Origin of the sequence: Sutcliffiella rhizosphaerae, from assembly GCF_917563925.1 — a bacterium.
GTDB classification, from domain to species: Bacteria; Bacillota; Bacilli; order Bacillales; family Bacillaceae_I; genus Sutcliffiella_A; species Sutcliffiella_A rhizosphaerae.
In genome coordinates, this window is the sequence record NZ_CAKJTJ010000003.1 from 16730 (window position 1) to 32657 (window position 15928).

Genomic DNA, 15928 nt, shown 5'->3' on the forward strand with positions numbered 1-15928 from the left:
CTAATGAAGCCAGCTTTGCCCGTGATTCCATCTAATTCTTGTCTTAAAAGAAAACCAAAAAAGTCTGATCCAAGCTCGACCAAGCGAGCAGGAATCAGACTTTTTTATTTTTTCAGCAATAAATACATAAAATAAGGCGCGCCGATTAATGCGACCATTACTCCAGCTGGAATACCCACTGCAAGTAAGTTCCGTCCTAAAGTATCTGCAAACAACAGCAGCCAGCCACCTATCAATATAGCTACAGGTATAAATAATTGATTTCGTGGTCCTACTAATGCTTTTGCCATATGAGGAGCCATCAGTCCAACAAAGGCTATTCCACCTGTCACCGATACAGCAGAAGCTGCTAAAGCAACTGCTGTGAGCATCAACACGACTCGTTCTTTTTCAATAGATACGCCTACTCCAATCGCGACAGGCTCACTCATTCCAAGTAAATTTAGGCGATTTGCTTTGTAAAGCGAAAATGGTACTAGCACAATCAACCAAGGCAATAGGGCAATTATAAACGGCCAATCTGTTCCCCAAATGTTGCCTGCCAACCACTGCGCAATAAAGTCCACTTTCACTTTTTCAGCAGATGATATGAGAATAATCATGAGTCCGGACAGTGCCATTGAAAAACCGACCCCAACCAGTACTAAACGGACAGGCTGTAGACCCGTACTTCTCTGATAGGATGCAAGATAAATACAAACAGATGTAACAAGTGCACCGAGAAAAGCAACCATTGGAAGGACATAAACAAAGTTACCAGCATTAATAGGTACATATAAAAAGAATACGGCGACTGCTACCCCTGCCCCTGCATTAATCCCAATAATACCTGGGTCCGCTAAGTCATTACGGGTAACTCCCTGCAAAATAGCTCCTGATAAAGCGAGTGCCATACCCGCAAGCAGAGTAATGAGGATACGTGGCAGCCTAATAGAAAATAAGACAAATTCCTCTTTAAAGTCACCTTGACCTAGGATTGTTGGAATAAGGCGGTCAAAGGAAAGAGAAGATGGACCTATACTTATTCCAATGATAGAGGTAACAATAATTAAAATAGAAAAAGCTAGTAGAGTAATACGCTGCTTCTTAATAATGGACGAATGAATCATGAGAAAGCCTTCCCTCCTTTACGGACAATGATCAGGAAGAATGGAAGACCCACTATCGCCACAATGGCAGCAACAGGTGTCTCGAAAGGAGCGTTGATCGTTCGTCCAACAGTATCTGCTAGCATCATGAATGTACCGCCTACTAAAGCCGACATAGGTAGTATAAAACGGTAATCTGTACCGACAATGGCCCGGACAATATGAGGGACCATCAATCCAATAAAAGCCATATTCCCGACTAGAGCCACAGAAGCACCTGTCAAAAGTATAATGACAATGAATAAAATAATTTTGACAGCAATTATTTTTTGACCTAACCCCACAGCGACTTCTTCACTAAGACTAAGGATAGTTAACTGCCTGGAAAGGTAAATAGATAGGATAATTCCAACAGAAATAAGGGGAATAATCAGTTGTAGCTGCCCCCAAGTTGTACCAATTATGCCACCAGCAGTCCACATTGAAACATCCCTAGAAAGTTTAAAAGTCAGGGCAACTCCCTCTGCAATGGCAAAAAGAAAGGCGGAGACAGCTGCCCCAGCAAGGACGATCCGAAGAGGGGAGAAGCCGCCTCTTTTCATGGCACCGATTCCGAAAACCATTCCTGCGCCAATGGCTGCTCCAATAAAACAAGCGACCATGATGCCGTAATAATTTAATGACGGGAAAAAAGCAAGCGTAATCGCCAGAGCTGCATTGGCGCCAGCTGTCAAACCGAGTAATCCCGGGTCTGCAAGTGGATTTCTTGTCATCCCTTGCATAATTGCTCCGGCAACAGATAGACCAGCCCCTACAAATATGGCAGCAACCTCACGCGGTAACCTTATTTCACGGAGGATTAGGATTTTGTCACTGCTTGTGGAAAAAGAAGTTAATGCCAACCAAACATCACGAATAGTCGTATCAGCGGCACCAAGAATCATGGCGACAAAAAACATCCCTGCAAAAACAAGGGTGGCCGCAATAAGCTTATATGTAAATGAAATGTTGCTCACATTGAATGTTTTCATTATGTCCATCTCTTTTTTATAGGATCTTTTTAACGTTTTTTTTACTAAATGCAGGAAATAAGCAGTCAGTAACGGGAATTTAAATTTTATAAAATAATAGGGACCTTTAAAAAGAAGAGGTCCCTTACAGATTTATCAATTTCCTAAAAAGCTATCTTTAAAGAATTGTAGCTGGAAATCTAGGGAAATTGGATCATTGAAATAGAATTCCTTTGCATCTGCTTCAAATACTTGGCCATTTTTCACAGCCGGGATGTTCTTGTAGGTATTTGTTTCCTGGAAGGAAGTATCACCTTCAGAATTTTTACTGAAAATCATGTAATCTCCGGCAAAATCAGAAAGCACTTCAAAGGATAACGCGAAATAACCATCTTTTAATGCTGTTTCCTTCACCTTTTCAGGCATTTGTAATTTCATTTCCTGGTAAAGGATTTCGGTTCCACGTCCCCAGTTGTCTCCAAATACATATAGCTCCTTATCGAAGTTTTCTATTACCGATACGGTAGCATCTTCACCAATTTTAGCGCGGATTTCTTCACCTGCTTGCTCAGCACGAGTTTTGAAATCATCTACCCAATTTTTAGCTTCTTCTTCTTTATTTAGTAGCTTTCCAACTTCGATGTGTTGTGTTAAGTAATCAACATTACCGTACGTATAAGCAACAGTTGGCGCAATCTCACCAAGCTTATCAAGATTATTTGTATTAGAAGCAGTAATAATTAAGTCTGGATCTAATTCAATAATTTTTTCTAAATCCTGATCAGAAACTACCTCTGCATTTTCAATATATTCTTGGTAGCGAGGGTTGTCTTTTGCCCAAGTATCTACTCCAACAATGTTTGCACCAAGGGCCATAACATTACCGGCTACAAATGAATTCAGTACAACTACTCTCTGTGGATCGGCAGGTACTTCGATAGCTCCAGTTTCAGCTTGATAAGTAATTGTTTCAGTATTGGAGTTGTTACCTTCTGTACCCTCATTACCTTCATTTGTATTGGAATTCCCGCATGCACTAACTACCAGTAAGAGCAGGAATACGAATGGAATCATAAGTTTCTTCATTATTTGTTTCTCCTTTAAGTAAGTTATATGTTATACACATTGGTTTATTTGTTCGGGGGTCACGGCCTATTTCGGCATCAATATGGAATACATCTCTAAGCACGCTCCGAGTGATGACATCTTCACAACTTCCTGCTTTAACGATATTTCCATCTTTTAAAGCAATTAAGTAATCAGCAAAGCGGGCAGCTTGGTTTAAATCGTGAAGGACCATAATAATGGTGCGCTTCTGCTGGCGATTAAGTCGTTGTAAAAGCTCTAACACTTCTAATTGATGGGCCATATCGAGATACGTAGTAGGCTCGTCAAGGAAAATGATCTCAGTCTCCTGAGCAAGAGCCATGGCAATCCATACACGCTGCCGCTGTCCACCTGAAAGGGAATCAACCGAACGGTATTTAAACTCACTAGTTCCTGTTTCTTCAAGTGCCCAGTCAATTACTTCATAATCCCTTTTAGTTAATCGTCCAAACCCTTTTTGATAGGGAAAACGACCATAGGAAACAAGCTCTCCAACTGTTAATCCACCTACACTTTCAGGTGTTTGAGGTAGAATGGCCATTTTCTTCGCAAGTGATTTCGTGTTTTCTCTTGCAATTTCCTGACCATCTAACATTATAGAACCTGATTGATGCGCAATAATACGGGTAATTGCTTTTAAAAGTGTAGATTTGCCGCAGCCGTTGGAACCAATAATGGTGGTGATTTTTTTATCTGGGATTTCTACAGAAAGGTCTTTTATGATGTTACGTTCACCATAGCCAATGTTAAGTTCTTTCGTATGTAGGCGAACCATAATGTACCCCCCAAGTCTAAATAAGTTTATTTTCATCAAGTGATAATGATTATCAATATCGCTACATGTATTACTATAAGAGCATCTATTTGAAAAGTCAATGAATATTTTGTTAAAAATATGACCGCAAGTACTGTTCTTCTAGAGGAGAGATTTGTTGAGGTTGGTTTTTGGACATTTTCATTAAATGTGGGAGGCGCGTAGGCTGTGGAAATTTTGAATGGATGCAGGAAACCTAGAAGTGGGTGCTGAAATTGGGCAGTTGGTGCGAAATCAAGGCTAGTTCGTGCGGAAAATTAAGCTCATGACAAAAGGCAAGAAGATAGGGTTGTCACTCGCATTTCAATAGGTAGTGGAAAGGGAATTAATCCGACATGGGCAATATTAAATCCGGAATCTGCATTATTACATCCTAAATAATCAATTATTAATCCGACTCCTACAAAAATAAATCCCAGCCTATCAATCGCAGCAACAACTAGGTAAAAATCAGTTCATTTACTCATAAAAAAACCCCACCATCCATTGATAGTAAGGTAAACGCTAGCTTAGGCTGCTATTCTGTCTTCTTATTTTCTTTTACTTTTGAGTCTTTATGGGATTGGAACTCATTTTGGTATTCTACCATGTCAATGTCACAGCCTGGTCCAAGCGTAATGCTGTTCCCCCTGACAATAGAAACTTTTGTGTGCTCAAGATAAATATTATCTGCTTCAATAAGCTCCACCTCTAACGTTTTACTGAACCCAAGCTTTAATTTCTCCAACAGGGAGAGTGAGTTTCTTCTTTTGACAGAGATGGAACCTCCACCGATTTCTTTTGCGAAAGATTTGCCTTCTAAGTTTATTTTAATGTTGTCTGCATTTAATAAGCCTTGAAGTTGAAGGACTCCATCTACCTCCACATTTTCGCCTTCTATATCTGCTCCACCTTTTGTTAACCCATTTAACTGTATATTTTCAGCTTTAATATTCCCGTTGACCGTGACAGCTCCATTACATTCAAGCTGCATGGTTATTAAGTCACCACTAATGGAACCATGTCCATTAATCACTACCTCTTTGGAATGCATATCCCCAGATACTCGTGTGCTTCCTTTAAAGATAGCTTCCTTTGCTATGACATCACCTGATACTTTTCCAGCTCCATTGCATACGAGACGTGCACATTCGAGATCACCTTCCACTGTTCCAGCACCATTTATTTCAACATGATGAAACGAGCCCCCGCCTATTTTACTGCTCCCATTCAATACTAAGTCTTCCATACCGTTATCCCCCTTGTTAGATGCGTGATACATTCCCTACACTAGAAGTTTTGTGCGCTTTGAACTGTTGCCTATATTCTAAATGATCAATGTTACAACCGCGTCCGAGAGTTATTTTATTTCCCCTAACTACTTTTGCCGTTGTAAACTCCAAATAAATACGGTCTCCTTCAATGCTGTCTGCTACTAACTCCTGCTGTTTCCCGAACAAGTTAACCCTTTTCCCTTTTATCGTTATTTTTTCACCGCCAATTTCCTTCACACGGCTAGTGAAATGACCGAGTTTCATAGTCAATTCTCCAACATTTAATAAACCTTCTGAGCGCAGTCCGCCATTTACAGTCAGCTTATCCATCTCAATGGCATCGACAGAAGATAAACTACCTCTTACAGAACAAACATCTCCCGTCACCTTTTTGCCTACATCAAGGCTTCCGAATATTTCAAATGTGCTGCCATCAAGACTTTCTTTTACATGTCCAGCACCGAACAGAGAGAATTCTTGTACCTTTACATCTCCATTAAATCTAGAATCACCGAAAATTTTGATCTTGTTGCATTCAAGATTTCCGTTTATTTTCCCTTGACCGTTGATTCGTACTTTCTTATAGGTACCACCAGGATATGTACCTTCTCCCATAATCTTTATGTCTTTAAGAGTACTAGTTGCCATTCTACACTCCTCCTAAAAATAACAGGTTTTTCACTTCCTGAGCTTGATCTTCCAAGGAAATGTCCACGATCACCTTTGAATGCTTATCAAGCTGAACATTAGATTCTTTCTCGGTAAGGATTACGATAGCCATTCCCATCTTTCTCGCAAGTATCGCCCGAGCACTTTTAATTTCATTTGTATTCTTTTGCTGCATGGTTTCGAGTAAAAGTGTTGCTTCATTCATGCCTATCTCTCCTTCAGTGAGAGACTTGTGGGTGATATAGAGGTATAGAATGTCGTGAAAAGAGAAAAGTTCTTTATCTCCAATTAATTCTGGAAAGAGGGATAAAGTACTTTCTGTAACAATGTTACATTTGAAAAGCTGTGTTCGATCAAACTGCTGACTACTTTGAGGTGAAAAGACTTCCACAAGGTCATCAAGCGATAAGTCGTTTTTAAGTTCTTTGATTTTGTTAATACGGGCCAGAATCTTTTCTTTAGGAAAGAACGTTTCTTGTCCAGTGAAGGTAGATTTGCGGACAAACCAATCTTCCGGGATGAGCTCTTTGCGTTTCCATCTATACAACTGACCATATGAGATATCTGCTTCGTCTAAAAGATCCTTTTTGGAGATAAGTTGTTCTTCCATTTGATACCACTCCAATATTTATTTGTGCTAAAACAAACGTAACATAACATTGTTACGTTTGTAAACATAAAAAATAAAAAACAGTGCAGCTTACCAATTTATAGGCTCACTGCTCTGTTTTATTAAGTCTGCCTTTATTTAAAGTGCTTTTCTAATAATTTTCTTATAGTAGAGAATGGATAACATCCCAAAAATAGAATAGAGAATAGTATAGATCAACATGACTATAACCATTGGGGTCCACATTTCCGTTCCGAAGAAAAACCATCCTGACTTAACGGCGAAGTAGCTGTGCATTAAGCCGAAAGATAACGGAATACCAAAATTAAAGAGCTGTTTAAACTGAATTCCTTTTAATAAATCCATTTCAGTAAATCCTAGTTTTCGTAAGATCGTATAATTTGGCTGTTCTTCTTCACTTTCATCCATTTGCTTAAAGTAAAGGATACATCCTGAAGATATGAGGAAAGCTAGTCCAAGGTATCCAACGATAAACATGGTCAGACCTAGAGAGTTTCGCATTTCTTGAAAATAGTCTTGCTGTGAATTGTTCTCATCATCTAAACCAAAGTTAAAGAAAATCTGGTTTGCTTCCTGTAACTGACCACCCTCATTAATATCAATTCCATAATACATAGATGGTGTTGCTACATTTTCAATAGTATCAAATGATGCTTCATCTACCACCATAACGGGAAAACCACTTATGGTGAATCTATTCGAAATTAAATATTCATCTTCTGTCCCTAAGTACATGAAAGGGATTTGTGTATCTCCCAGAGCCATTTCCATTTCCCCTGGTTTGTCAAAGGTTAAGAGGGTTTCCATAATAGGTGATTTATTAACAAAAATAGCCTCTCCATCATTTAACGAAATGTTTGGTGCATTCTCTTCACTAATAATAGCTAATTCAAGAGAAGTTATATCAACATTAATGCCTTCCATTTTTGTGGAAGTTATATTTTCTGCATTTACAGAGCCTTTGTAAACAGGTATTTCTATACTGCTATAAGGGATGTCAGCATGACGTAAAGCTTCTGTGAATGTTTCCCATTCGCTGTTTTCATAAAAAACAAAATCATTCGGTACGCTTTTTTGTGCGGTGCTTTGTGCAGAGTAATAGGATATATAGCTTAACGAAAGCAACCCTATTGCCAGTGCTGAAACAGTCGTAATAATCGTTAGTAAAAACGCATTTGTTTTCATTCGAAACATGATAGAAGATAGTGATAGGGTGCTTCGAATGGAAAGATACCCATCTTTTTTCTTGCGAATAAGGTGAAAAATTAAACGCACAGAGCTTTTATAGAAAAAGTATGTTCCTAAAATAACAGAACCTAAGATATATAGCATTGTTAAGAATATCCCTAGGTCAGTGGAATAGTCTTTATTGAACAATCTGGATGATTCATAATATCCGGAACTCACAAGCGCTATGCCGACGAGACCAATTACAATTTCCCAAAAGGAGATTCGCCTTACTATTCCTTCAGAAGTCGATTGAACTCTAAATAGTGATAGAATTGTCTGTTTTTTAATAAACAGGTAATTCATCAACATGATTAAAAAATAGACTCCAGTAAATAAAATGAATGTTTGGAACAGTGCATCCGTTGAAAAGCTTAGCCGGGCTACATCATCAACTTGAGTTGCCTTGAATAGAATCAGCAAGATTAATTTTGAAAAGGAAAAACCGACAAGAATACCAGCTGCAATAGAAGAAAAATACAGAATGAAGTTTTCCAACGTTAATATTCTAAAGATCTTTCCTTTGGTCATACCAATCAATTGGAATAATCCTATCTCTTTACTTCTACGCTTAATAAAAATTGTATTTGCATACAAAAGAAATACAGTCACTATACCAATTAATAGAACGGAAGCTGCTTTTAAAGCTCCGCCACCTCTAATAGAGCCTTTTGTTGCGTCCATTGACGGATCATATTGTAAGGTGACAAATGTAAAATAGAGGGCAGCGGTAAAAATCAATGAAAATACATACAAGGAATAACTTTTAGCGTTTTGCTTTAAGTTCTGCCAGATGAGTCGATTAATGCTCATGCTGCTGCACCCCACTCAGTACCTCTTGTGTACGAATGATATCCTTAAAAAAGTTTTGTCTACTTTCATTTCCTTTCACCAATTGCGTGTATTCCTGTCCATCTTTTATAAAAACAACCCGACTACAAAAACTTGCAGCAACTGGATCGTGTGTCACCATAATAATGGAGACCTTACGTTTTTGATTTAAATCACTTAGTTTATTCAATAGGTCTGATGCTGATTTAGAATCAAGAGCACCTGTTGGTTCATCAGCAAAAATAATGGTAGGCTCATGTATGAAAGCTCGCGCTGCAGAGGTTCTTTGTTTTTGTCCTCCAGAAATCTGGTTAGGATATTTATCCTTAATATCATATATGCCAAGTTCTTCTGCCACTTTATTAAATGTTTGATTAGCCGCATTCTTTGATACCTTTGCAACCGACAAGGGAAGAAGGATATTTTCCTTTACAGTCAGTGTATCAAGCAAATTATACTCCTGAAAAATAAAGCCAAGATGGTGTTTTCGAAACTCAGCTAACTTTTTCTCTTTTAAGGAGGTAATTTCTGTGCCATTAATTTGGATGTTTCCGTCAGATACCTTATCTATAGAAGAAAGAACGTTTAATAACGTTGTTTTCCCCGAACCGGAAGCACCCATAATGCTAATAAATTCTCCTTCTTGCAACTCTAAATTAATTCCCTTTAAAACTTCCTGTTTATTAAATTTATTACCGTAACTTTTACGAATATTGATTGCTTTTAAGACTGCCATGCCTCTCACGCTCCTTTGTTAATTCTAGTATAAAGCGCCACTAGCCCTTTATCCTTCGATTCATCTTACAAAATAAAGGAGCGTGTGACATTTTTGTCACATGCTCCATACCCCCGTAAATTCATTCTTTTTAGAAAAGATAAGTGTGAAAGTTGAGCCTGCATTTGGTGCTGATTCTACTTTAATACCAATAGATAGGGCGTCTGCAGCTTTTTTGGTTAAAAACAGTCCCATTCCTGTAGCAGCAGGAGTTTGATTTGAAATGGTAGAAGTAAAGCCTTTATCAAAAATTCGTGGTAAATCACGAGGAGTTATTCCTCTGCCATTATCTTTTATAGAAAGCTGCATTTGGTCGCTTTCAACGATGCTCTTCACTTCTATATCCCCTAGTTCACTATACTTAACTGCATTAGATAAAACTTGGCGTAGAATAAAAGATAGCCACTTTTTGTCACTAATCACTAATTTATCAGTTAATTCCACCTCAAACCCAAGTCCTTTTTGTATACACCAGGATTGAAGAGTTCTTAGCTCAGCAAAAATAAGCTCCTCCACGTCCACAGTTTCCATGAAAAGATCATTTTGGATAGAGGGGATTTTTTTACGATGAAGCTGCTGGTCAAGAAGAAGATGAATTCGCAGCCATTCATAGGTGAGTTGCTTTTTCAACTGCTTATCTTCCATTCGATCAATCATCAGCTTCATCGCAGTCATAGGCGTTTTCACTTCATGAATCCAAGCAAGCAATTCATCCTTTTCATCTTCTAAATAGGATAACTGGGTACGATAATTCCTTTTTAGTCGGTCCGAATATTCATTTAAAGAAATCTCTACCATTTTTTCAAAAGGTCGTGATGCGCTGCTCAACTCCGAAAAACCCGACTCTTCATTTAATTCTGCCAGCTCTTTGAAGAAAGCGACTTCACGCTGATACCGGGAAAATAAAAATAAGAAAAAAAGAATGCTATTTAAAAAAATGATATAAAGAATAGAAGAAATAGCAATGGAGACATCCAAGTAGGCTACTAATAGAATGAAAAAGTGCATAAACACAAAGAACGCTATCCAACTCCATCGCTCTTTCAAAAATACCTTAATCATAGGAGGAAGGCTCCTTTTCTAATGCAATATATCCTTGCCCGACCTTTGTCTCAATATATTTACCTAATTCGAGCTTGTCTAATTGCTTTCTTAGGCGATTAATATTTACCGTTAGCGTATTATCACTAATAAATCGCTTATCATCCCATAAACGATCCATCAACTCATCCCTACTAACAATGGTATTCTTTTGATCAATAAGCAATTGAAGGATAAAGAATTCATTCTTTGTCAATTCAATTACACCAAGACTGTTTGAGATACTGTTTTTCTCATAATCGATAGTGGCACCACACCAAGTTTTTATCGTTGGTTTAGTTGTACTATAGTTATACACTCGTCGAAGGATAGCCTGTATTTTCGCAATAAGAACATCAAAATGAAAGGGCTTCTGAACAAAATCATCTGCACCAAGCTGCATACTCATCACCATATCTGTAGGATGATCTCGTGATGATAAGAAAACGATCGGTACTTTAGATACATTCCGAATCATCCGACACCAATGAAAACCATCATATTTTGGAAGCTGAATATCAATGATTACAAGGTCAGGATTAATATCCGTAAAGGCATCAAGTACTTTATCAAAATTTTCAATACCATACACTTCATAAGACCACTGGGACAACCTATCCTTTATTTCTCCGAACAAGGTCGCATCATCTTCTATGACTAATATCTTAAACATCTTCTCCACCACCACAAAAGAAAATTCTTCCTTCTATTTTAACTTAAAATAAGGCTGCGTGCTAAGCTGGAGGCATTGGGGGTTGGTGGGAAGTTTGTGGGAGAACATATGAGCTGAATCTGCAAAGAAGGGGGGAAATGACAGGGGTAATGCTTTATAAGCTATTGGTATTCATAAGGGAGAAGGACAATCATCAAAGAAATGTCGATTACCACCAAAGGATTCCGGGAAATCTCCAAAGGTTTGTGGGAAATCATCAAAGGTATCCGGGGAATCACTAAAGGTTCGCGTGAAATCATCAAAGGTGGGCAGAACCCGCAAAGTTGGAGCATAACTCCCAATATATCTATGCAGAATCCCCAATGAAAAAGCGCCACCACAACTAATGTGATGACGCCAACTTTTTATTTCGGATGCATCTTAAATTCTAAAAATAATTCATTATAATAAGCGAGATTACGTTTTCCGAGGTTTTCATATACTTCTAGCTTTTCCGTTAGTTCAGGAGAAGGGTAGAAGCGTTCATCCCCTGTCAGTTCCTCATCCAATAGAGGCAAGGCAGCCTTATTTGGTGTGGAGTAGCTAACGTAGTCTGTATTTTCTGCTGCAACCTCAGCGTCCAGAATGAAGTTGATGAACTGATGGGCTGCATTCACGTTTCTTGCTGTTTTTGGGATGACCATATTATCAAACCATAAGTTGGAGCCTTCAATTGGGACGACGTATTCCAAATCTTCGTTTTCCCACATAAGCTCTGCTGCTACACCGGACCAGACAAGTCCAATTGCAGATTCTTCGTTTTCAATCAGCATTCTGATCTCATCGCCTACGATTGCTTTGATGTTTGGAGTTAAGGAATCCAACTTCTTTTTCGCCTCTAAAAGATGGTCTTTGTTCGTATCGTTCAAGGAATAACCGAGGCTATTCAGACCCATTCCCATCACTTCACGGGCACCGTCTACTAAGAGGATTTCATTTTTAAGATCCTCATCCCATAAGTCATTCCAGCTAGTAATTTCTTTTCCGTCAATCATGGAGGGGTTATAAACGATTCCTACCGTACCCCAGAAATAAGGAACGGAATATTTATTTTCTGGATCAAATGGCAGATCCATGAACCGTTCATCAATGTTTTCTAGATTCGGAAGCATTGAATGATCAAGTGGAATTAAGAGATCCTCCTGAATCATTTTATCAATCATATATTCGGATGGAACGGCGATGTCATAGGTAGTACCGCCTTGTTCAATTTTTGTTTTCATTGCTTCATTGGAGTCAAATGTCTCATAAATCACTCGGATGCCTGTTTCATCTTCGAACTGACGGACCACATCCATATTGATATAGTCACCCCAGTTATAAATCGTCAACGTGTTACCACTGGAATATCCCTGTGAAGAATTCAACTCAATAATAGAGTACCATAAAATGGAAGATATCAAAGAAATGGCAAGGAAGGCTTGAATTAATTTCTTCATCTTCTAACCCCCATTCCTGTTGGTTTATTCCGGATTGTTATGAAATAGTACGCAATGACCAAAATGATGGTAAACAAGAATAGTAACGTTGAAAGGGCGTTTATATTCAGAGCGATTCCTCTTCTTGCTAGTGAATAGATTTCAACGGAAAGCGTAGTGAATCCGTTCCCTGTCACAAAGAATGTGACAGCAAAGTCGTCTAGCGAATAGGTCAACGCCATGAAGAACCCCGCAAATATACCTGGTGTAATATATGGGAGGACTACTTTTCTTGTAACATCCCAACGACTTGCACCTAAATCTCTTGCTGCATCAATTAAGGTAGGACTCATCTCAAGTAATTTTGGCAGCACCATCAATACCACAATAGGGATACAGAAGGCGATATGAGAGAGTAGTACAGAAAACATTCCTAATTTAATGCCAGCCATCGTAAATAATATTAAGAAGGAAGCACCGATGATAACATCTGGGCTGACAATCAGAACATTATTTAAAGATAGGATAGAGTTTTTGGTTCTTCTATTTTTAAAAGAATAGATAGCGATTGCTCCCATAACTCCGATGATAGTTGATATTAGTGCTGATAACAGAGCGATTAGGAGTGTATTTAAGACAATAATCAATAATCTTGTATCACTGAACAGTTCCAAGTACCAATCAAAAGTGAAGCTTTCAAAATTATGCATGGTACCACCGCTGTTAAATGAATAAAAGATGAGAAAGAAAATCGGTAAATATAAAATAGCAAAAATAATGATTAAAAATAGTTTAGAAAAGGGAGATATTCTTTTGTCCATCTATATACCTCGCTTTCTGCTACTTGTTACACGCATGAACAAGAACATGATGATGATTAAAAAGACAGCAATGGTTGACCCCATTCCCCAATCCTGTGTGACAAGAAAATGCTGCTCAATAGCGGTACCAAGGGTAATTACCCGGTTACCTGCAATTAATCTTGTTAGCATGAATAAGGATAGAGCTGGAATAAAGACAATTTGACAACCAACTTTTACCCCGTCCATCGTTAATGGAAGAATGACTCTCCTGAAGGTTGTCCATTTTGAGGCGCCTAAGTCTCTAGCTGCATCAACAAGAGTAGGATTTAATTCATTCAATGCGTTAAAAATTGGCAATATCATAAATGGAATAAAGATATAAACGGAAACAAAAACAAAGCTGAAGTCCGTAAATAGTATTTGCTTGGAGCCGATTCCGATCATCTCTAAAAAGCTGTTCGCTACCCCGTACGTACTGAAAATACCTAAAAAGGCATACGCTTTTAACAATAAATTGATCCAAGAAGGAACAATTAGTAACAATAGCCATAGGTATTTATGGCGTGTTCTTGTTAAAAGCAAAGCAGTTGGATAGGCGATCAACAATGTAAAAGCAGTGATTAAAAAAGCATACCAAAAGGAACTAAGTGTCATTTTTAAATAGACGGGAGTAAAGAACTTTTGATAGTTTTCAAGGGACAAAACACCCTCGATATTAAAAAATGAATAGTAAAGAACAAGAGCTATTGGTGCAATTACAAAGAATGCGATCCAGAGCGCATATGGGATGACATATAGATTCCGCGTGACTCTATTTTCCATGGCTCTCTCCGTCCGCATATCCTTCGAGACGACGGTCAAACTCTTCTTCAGATTCCCCGATCCTCATGACATGGATTGCTTCTTTGTCAAAATATAGACCGATCTGATTACCAACAGTGGCCTTTTTAGTGGAATGGACTAACCATTCATTTCCGTCTTGGTCATAACTGCTGATTTCGTAGTGTACACCTCTGAAAAGCTGAGAATCCACACGCACTTGCAATTTTCCGTTTTCAGGAGTCGTAATGGCCAGATCCTCAGGGCGAATCACAACCTCTACTGTTTCGTTCGGCTTTAATCCTTTGTCCACGCATTCAAATTGTTTTCCTGCGAATTCCACTAGATAATCCTGGATCATTGCTCCTTCCACGATATTGGATTCCCCGATAAAATCTGCTACAAAGCGGTTGATCGGCTCATCATAAATATCAGTTGGTGTTCCGCTTTGAACTATTTTTCCTTCATTAAGTACGAAGATTTCATCAGACATAGCCAATGCTTCTTCCTGATCATGCGTTACAAAAATAAAGGTGATTCCAAGGCGTTGCTGCAATTCGCGTAATTCATATTGCATTTCCGTACGTAACTTTAGGTCCAAAGCGGAAAGCGGTTCATCGAGGAGAATTACTTCCGGCTCATTAACAATTGCTCTGGCAATCGCAACACGTTGTCTTTGACCACCAGACATTTCAGTGATTTCCCTTGTTTCAAAGCCTTGAAGGTTAACAAAGCTTAAAGCTTCCGTTACTTTCTTTTGGATGTCACTTTTGTTCATTTTTTTAATCCGAAGACCGAACGCGACATTTTCAAACACATTTAGATGAGGAAATAATGCATAATCTTGAAACACTGTATTTACCTGACGCTTGTTGGCAGGAACTTCATTGATTTTTTTTCCATCAAAAAAGATCTCCCCAACACTTGCCTCAGTAAATCCAGCAATCAATCGAAGAATGGTTGTTTTTCCACATCCTGATGGTCCTAAAAGAGTGTAAAATTTCCCACGCTCAATATCAAAGCTGACATTCTCCAGCACTGCCGGATCATTATCGTATTGTTTACTAACATTCTTAAACTGAATTATTGTGCTGCTCATAGCAACCTCCTTATATAAGATGTGATTATGTTTAAAGGCTGTTTCCTTAATTTGTGAGGGGCTTGCAACAATATAGCACTTGTTGCACATCCTCGCTAAGGTCAATCTATCAGAAAAGAGCCTATTTAAATAAGAGATTAGTAGAATATTAATACGTGATTCGGAACAATTATACATGAATTGTCAAAAAAACGACATTTGTTTTTTACGGAAAAATTCGGATGGAGAAAATTGGCGGTTGAAAGGATTGATTTATGGAAGGGGATTCAAGAATTCAGAGAGGGGGTGGAGAGGAAAGGGGTGGCTAAATTTGTCGGTATGTGTCGTGCCGTCGATAAGTAGCGTGTTTTCGTCGATAAACTCCCATTTATGTCGATAAGTTGGTTGTTTTCGTCGATATGCAAGGCGTAACCGTCGATAAAACTACAGGCACTTTCAAAAGTACTCCAGTTGCCATCTAAACAACCCCCTACAACACCAAAAACCAGGTGTTTCTGTCGTTAAATCCAATTCGTCGGTAAGAAGTGTTCTTCCTTGGTTTAAATTTCGTAATAATTAATTTGATTTTTTAGAAACCACGTCCGCACCTCCA

The 15928-nt window shown here is 38.5% G+C and carries 15 protein-coding genes; all 15 read right to left on the reverse strand.

Features of this window, described 5'->3' with window-relative positions; all coding sequences use genetic code 11:
* Positions 1 to 104: 104 nt before the first annotated feature.
* The 15 genes from LRP81_RS03715 to LRP81_RS03785 all read right to left on the reverse strand — a co-directional run bounded on the left by LRP81_RS03715 (position 105) and on the right by LRP81_RS03785 (position 15336).
* On the reverse strand, positions 105 to 1109 hold the full coding sequence (locus tag LRP81_RS03715) for a FecCD family ABC transporter permease (RefSeq protein ID WP_230499912.1): 1005 nt from the start codon (positions 1107 to 1109) through the stop codon (positions 105 to 107).
* Positions 1106 to 2119 carry a FecCD family ABC transporter permease gene (locus LRP81_RS03720; RefSeq protein ID WP_230499913.1) on the reverse strand — a complete coding sequence of 338 codons (1014 nt, stop codon included), beginning with the start codon at positions 2117 to 2119 and terminating at the stop codon, positions 1106 to 1108. The genes LRP81_RS03715 and LRP81_RS03720 overlap by 4 nt, the downstream gene beginning before the upstream one ends.
* A gap of 135 nt (positions 2120 to 2254) precedes the next feature.
* On the reverse strand, positions 2255 to 3184 hold the full coding sequence (locus LRP81_RS03725) for an iron-hydroxamate ABC transporter substrate-binding protein (protein WP_230499914.1): 930 nt from the start codon (positions 3182 to 3184) through the stop codon (positions 2255 to 2257).
* Positions 3135 to 3980: an ABC transporter ATP-binding protein gene (locus tag LRP81_RS03730; protein WP_230499915.1), complete on the reverse strand. Its 846-nt coding sequence runs from the start codon at positions 3978 to 3980 to the stop codon at positions 3135 to 3137. The genes LRP81_RS03725 and LRP81_RS03730 overlap by 50 nt, the downstream gene beginning before the upstream one ends.
* Positions 3981 to 4536: 556 nt before the next feature.
* The gene (locus tag LRP81_RS03735) at positions 4537 to 5247 is read right to left on the reverse strand and encodes a polymer-forming cytoskeletal protein (RefSeq protein ID WP_230499916.1); all 711 of its coding nucleotides are present in this window, start codon (positions 5245 to 5247) and stop codon (positions 4537 to 4539) included.
* Between the two features lie 16 nt (positions 5248 to 5263).
* Entirely contained in the window at positions 5264 to 5920 is a 657-nt protein-coding gene (locus LRP81_RS03740; RefSeq protein WP_230499917.1) for a hypothetical protein, read from the reverse strand.
* 1 nt (position 5921) lies between these two features.
* Complete coding sequence (locus tag LRP81_RS03745; protein ID WP_230499918.1) at positions 5922 to 6551, reverse strand: DUF4004 family protein; 630 nt, start codon at positions 6549 to 6551, stop codon at positions 5922 to 5924.
* Positions 6552 to 6689: 138 nt separating this feature from the next.
* A complete protein-coding gene (locus LRP81_RS03750; RefSeq protein ID WP_230499919.1) occupies positions 6690 to 8612 on the reverse strand; it encodes an ABC transporter permease in 1923 nt (640 codons plus the stop codon).
* Entirely contained in the window at positions 8602 to 9366 is a 765-nt protein-coding gene (locus tag LRP81_RS03755) for an ABC transporter ATP-binding protein (RefSeq protein WP_230499920.1), read from the reverse strand. The genes LRP81_RS03750 and LRP81_RS03755 overlap by 11 nt, the downstream gene beginning before the upstream one ends.
* Positions 9367 to 9462: 96 nt before the next feature.
* Complete coding sequence (locus LRP81_RS03760; protein WP_230499921.1) at positions 9463 to 10467, reverse strand: sensor histidine kinase; 1005 nt, start codon at positions 10465 to 10467, stop codon at positions 9463 to 9465.
* Positions 10460 to 11158, reverse strand: coding sequence for a response regulator transcription factor (locus tag LRP81_RS03765; protein ID WP_230499922.1), 699 nt, complete (start codon positions 11156 to 11158; stop codon positions 10460 to 10462). Before LRP81_RS03765 ends, LRP81_RS03760 begins: the two co-directional genes overlap by 8 nt.
* Positions 11159 to 11562: 404 nt before the next feature.
* A complete protein-coding gene (locus LRP81_RS03770) occupies positions 11563 to 12636 on the reverse strand; it encodes an ABC transporter substrate-binding protein (RefSeq protein ID WP_230499923.1) in 1074 nt (357 codons plus the stop codon).
* A complete protein-coding gene (locus LRP81_RS03775; RefSeq protein WP_230499924.1) occupies positions 12633 to 13436 on the reverse strand; it encodes an ABC transporter permease in 804 nt (267 codons plus the stop codon). Before LRP81_RS03775 ends, LRP81_RS03770 begins: the two co-directional genes overlap by 4 nt.
* Positions 13437 to 14240, reverse strand: coding sequence for an ABC transporter permease (locus LRP81_RS03780; RefSeq protein WP_230500121.1), 804 nt, complete (start codon positions 14238 to 14240; stop codon positions 13437 to 13439).
* Positions 14230 to 15336: an ABC transporter ATP-binding protein gene (locus tag LRP81_RS03785; protein WP_230499925.1), complete on the reverse strand. Its 1107-nt coding sequence runs from the start codon at positions 15334 to 15336 to the stop codon at positions 14230 to 14232. The genes LRP81_RS03780 and LRP81_RS03785 overlap by 11 nt, the downstream gene beginning before the upstream one ends.
* Between the last annotated feature and the right edge of the window lie 592 nt (positions 15337 to 15928).

Bases quoted from the DNA above. Each gene is read 5' to 3' on its own strand.
- LRP81_RS03765 (WP_230499922.1), bottom strand. From the start codon at position 11,158: ATGTTTAAGATATTAGTCATAGAAGATGATGCGACCTTGTTCGGAGAA.
- LRP81_RS03720 (WP_230499913.1), bottom strand. From the start codon at position 2,119: ATGAAAACATTCAATGTGAGCAACATTTCATTTACATATAAGCTTATT.
- LRP81_RS03740 (WP_230499917.1), bottom strand. From the start codon at position 5,920: ATGGCAACTAGTACTCTTAAAGACATAAAGATTATGGGAGAAGGTACA.
- LRP81_RS03755 (WP_230499920.1), bottom strand. From the start codon at position 9,366: ATGGCAGTCTTAAAAGCAATCAATATTCGTAAAAGTTACGGTAATAAA.
- LRP81_RS03730 (WP_230499915.1), bottom strand. From the start codon at position 3,980: ATGGTTCGCCTACATACGAAAGAACTTAACATTGGCTATGGTGAACGT.
- LRP81_RS03770 (WP_230499923.1), bottom strand. From the start codon at position 12,636: ATGAAGAAATTAATTCAAGCCTTCCTTGCCATTTCTTTGATATCTTCC.
- LRP81_RS03715 (WP_230499912.1), bottom strand. From the start codon at position 1,109: ATGATTCATTCGTCCATTATTAAGAAGCAGCGTATTACTCTACTAGCT.
- LRP81_RS03750 (WP_230499919.1), bottom strand. From the start codon at position 8,612: ATGAGCATTAATCGACTCATCTGGCAGAACTTAAAGCAAAACGCTAAA.
- LRP81_RS03775 (WP_230499924.1), bottom strand. From the start codon at position 13,436: ATGGACAAAAGAATATCTCCCTTTTCTAAACTATTTTTAATCATTATT.
- LRP81_RS03725 (WP_230499914.1), bottom strand. From the start codon at position 3,184: ATGAAGAAACTTATGATTCCATTCGTATTCCTGCTCTTACTGGTAGTT.
- LRP81_RS03735 (WP_230499916.1), bottom strand. From the start codon at position 5,247: ATGGAAGACTTAGTATTGAATGGGAGCAGTAAAATAGGCGGGGGCTCG.
- LRP81_RS03785 (WP_230499925.1), bottom strand. From the start codon at position 15,336: ATGAGCAGCACAATAATTCAGTTTAAGAATGTTAGTAAACAATACGAT.
- LRP81_RS03760 (WP_230499921.1), bottom strand. From the start codon at position 10,467: ATGATTAAGGTATTTTTGAAAGAGCGATGGAGTTGGATAGCGTTCTTT.
- LRP81_RS03745 (WP_230499918.1), bottom strand. From the start codon at position 6,551: ATGGAAGAACAACTTATCTCCAAAAAGGATCTTTTAGACGAAGCAGAT.
- LRP81_RS03780 (WP_230500121.1), bottom strand. From the start codon at position 14,240: ATGGAAAATAGAGTCACGCGGAATCTATATGTCATCCCATATGCGCTC.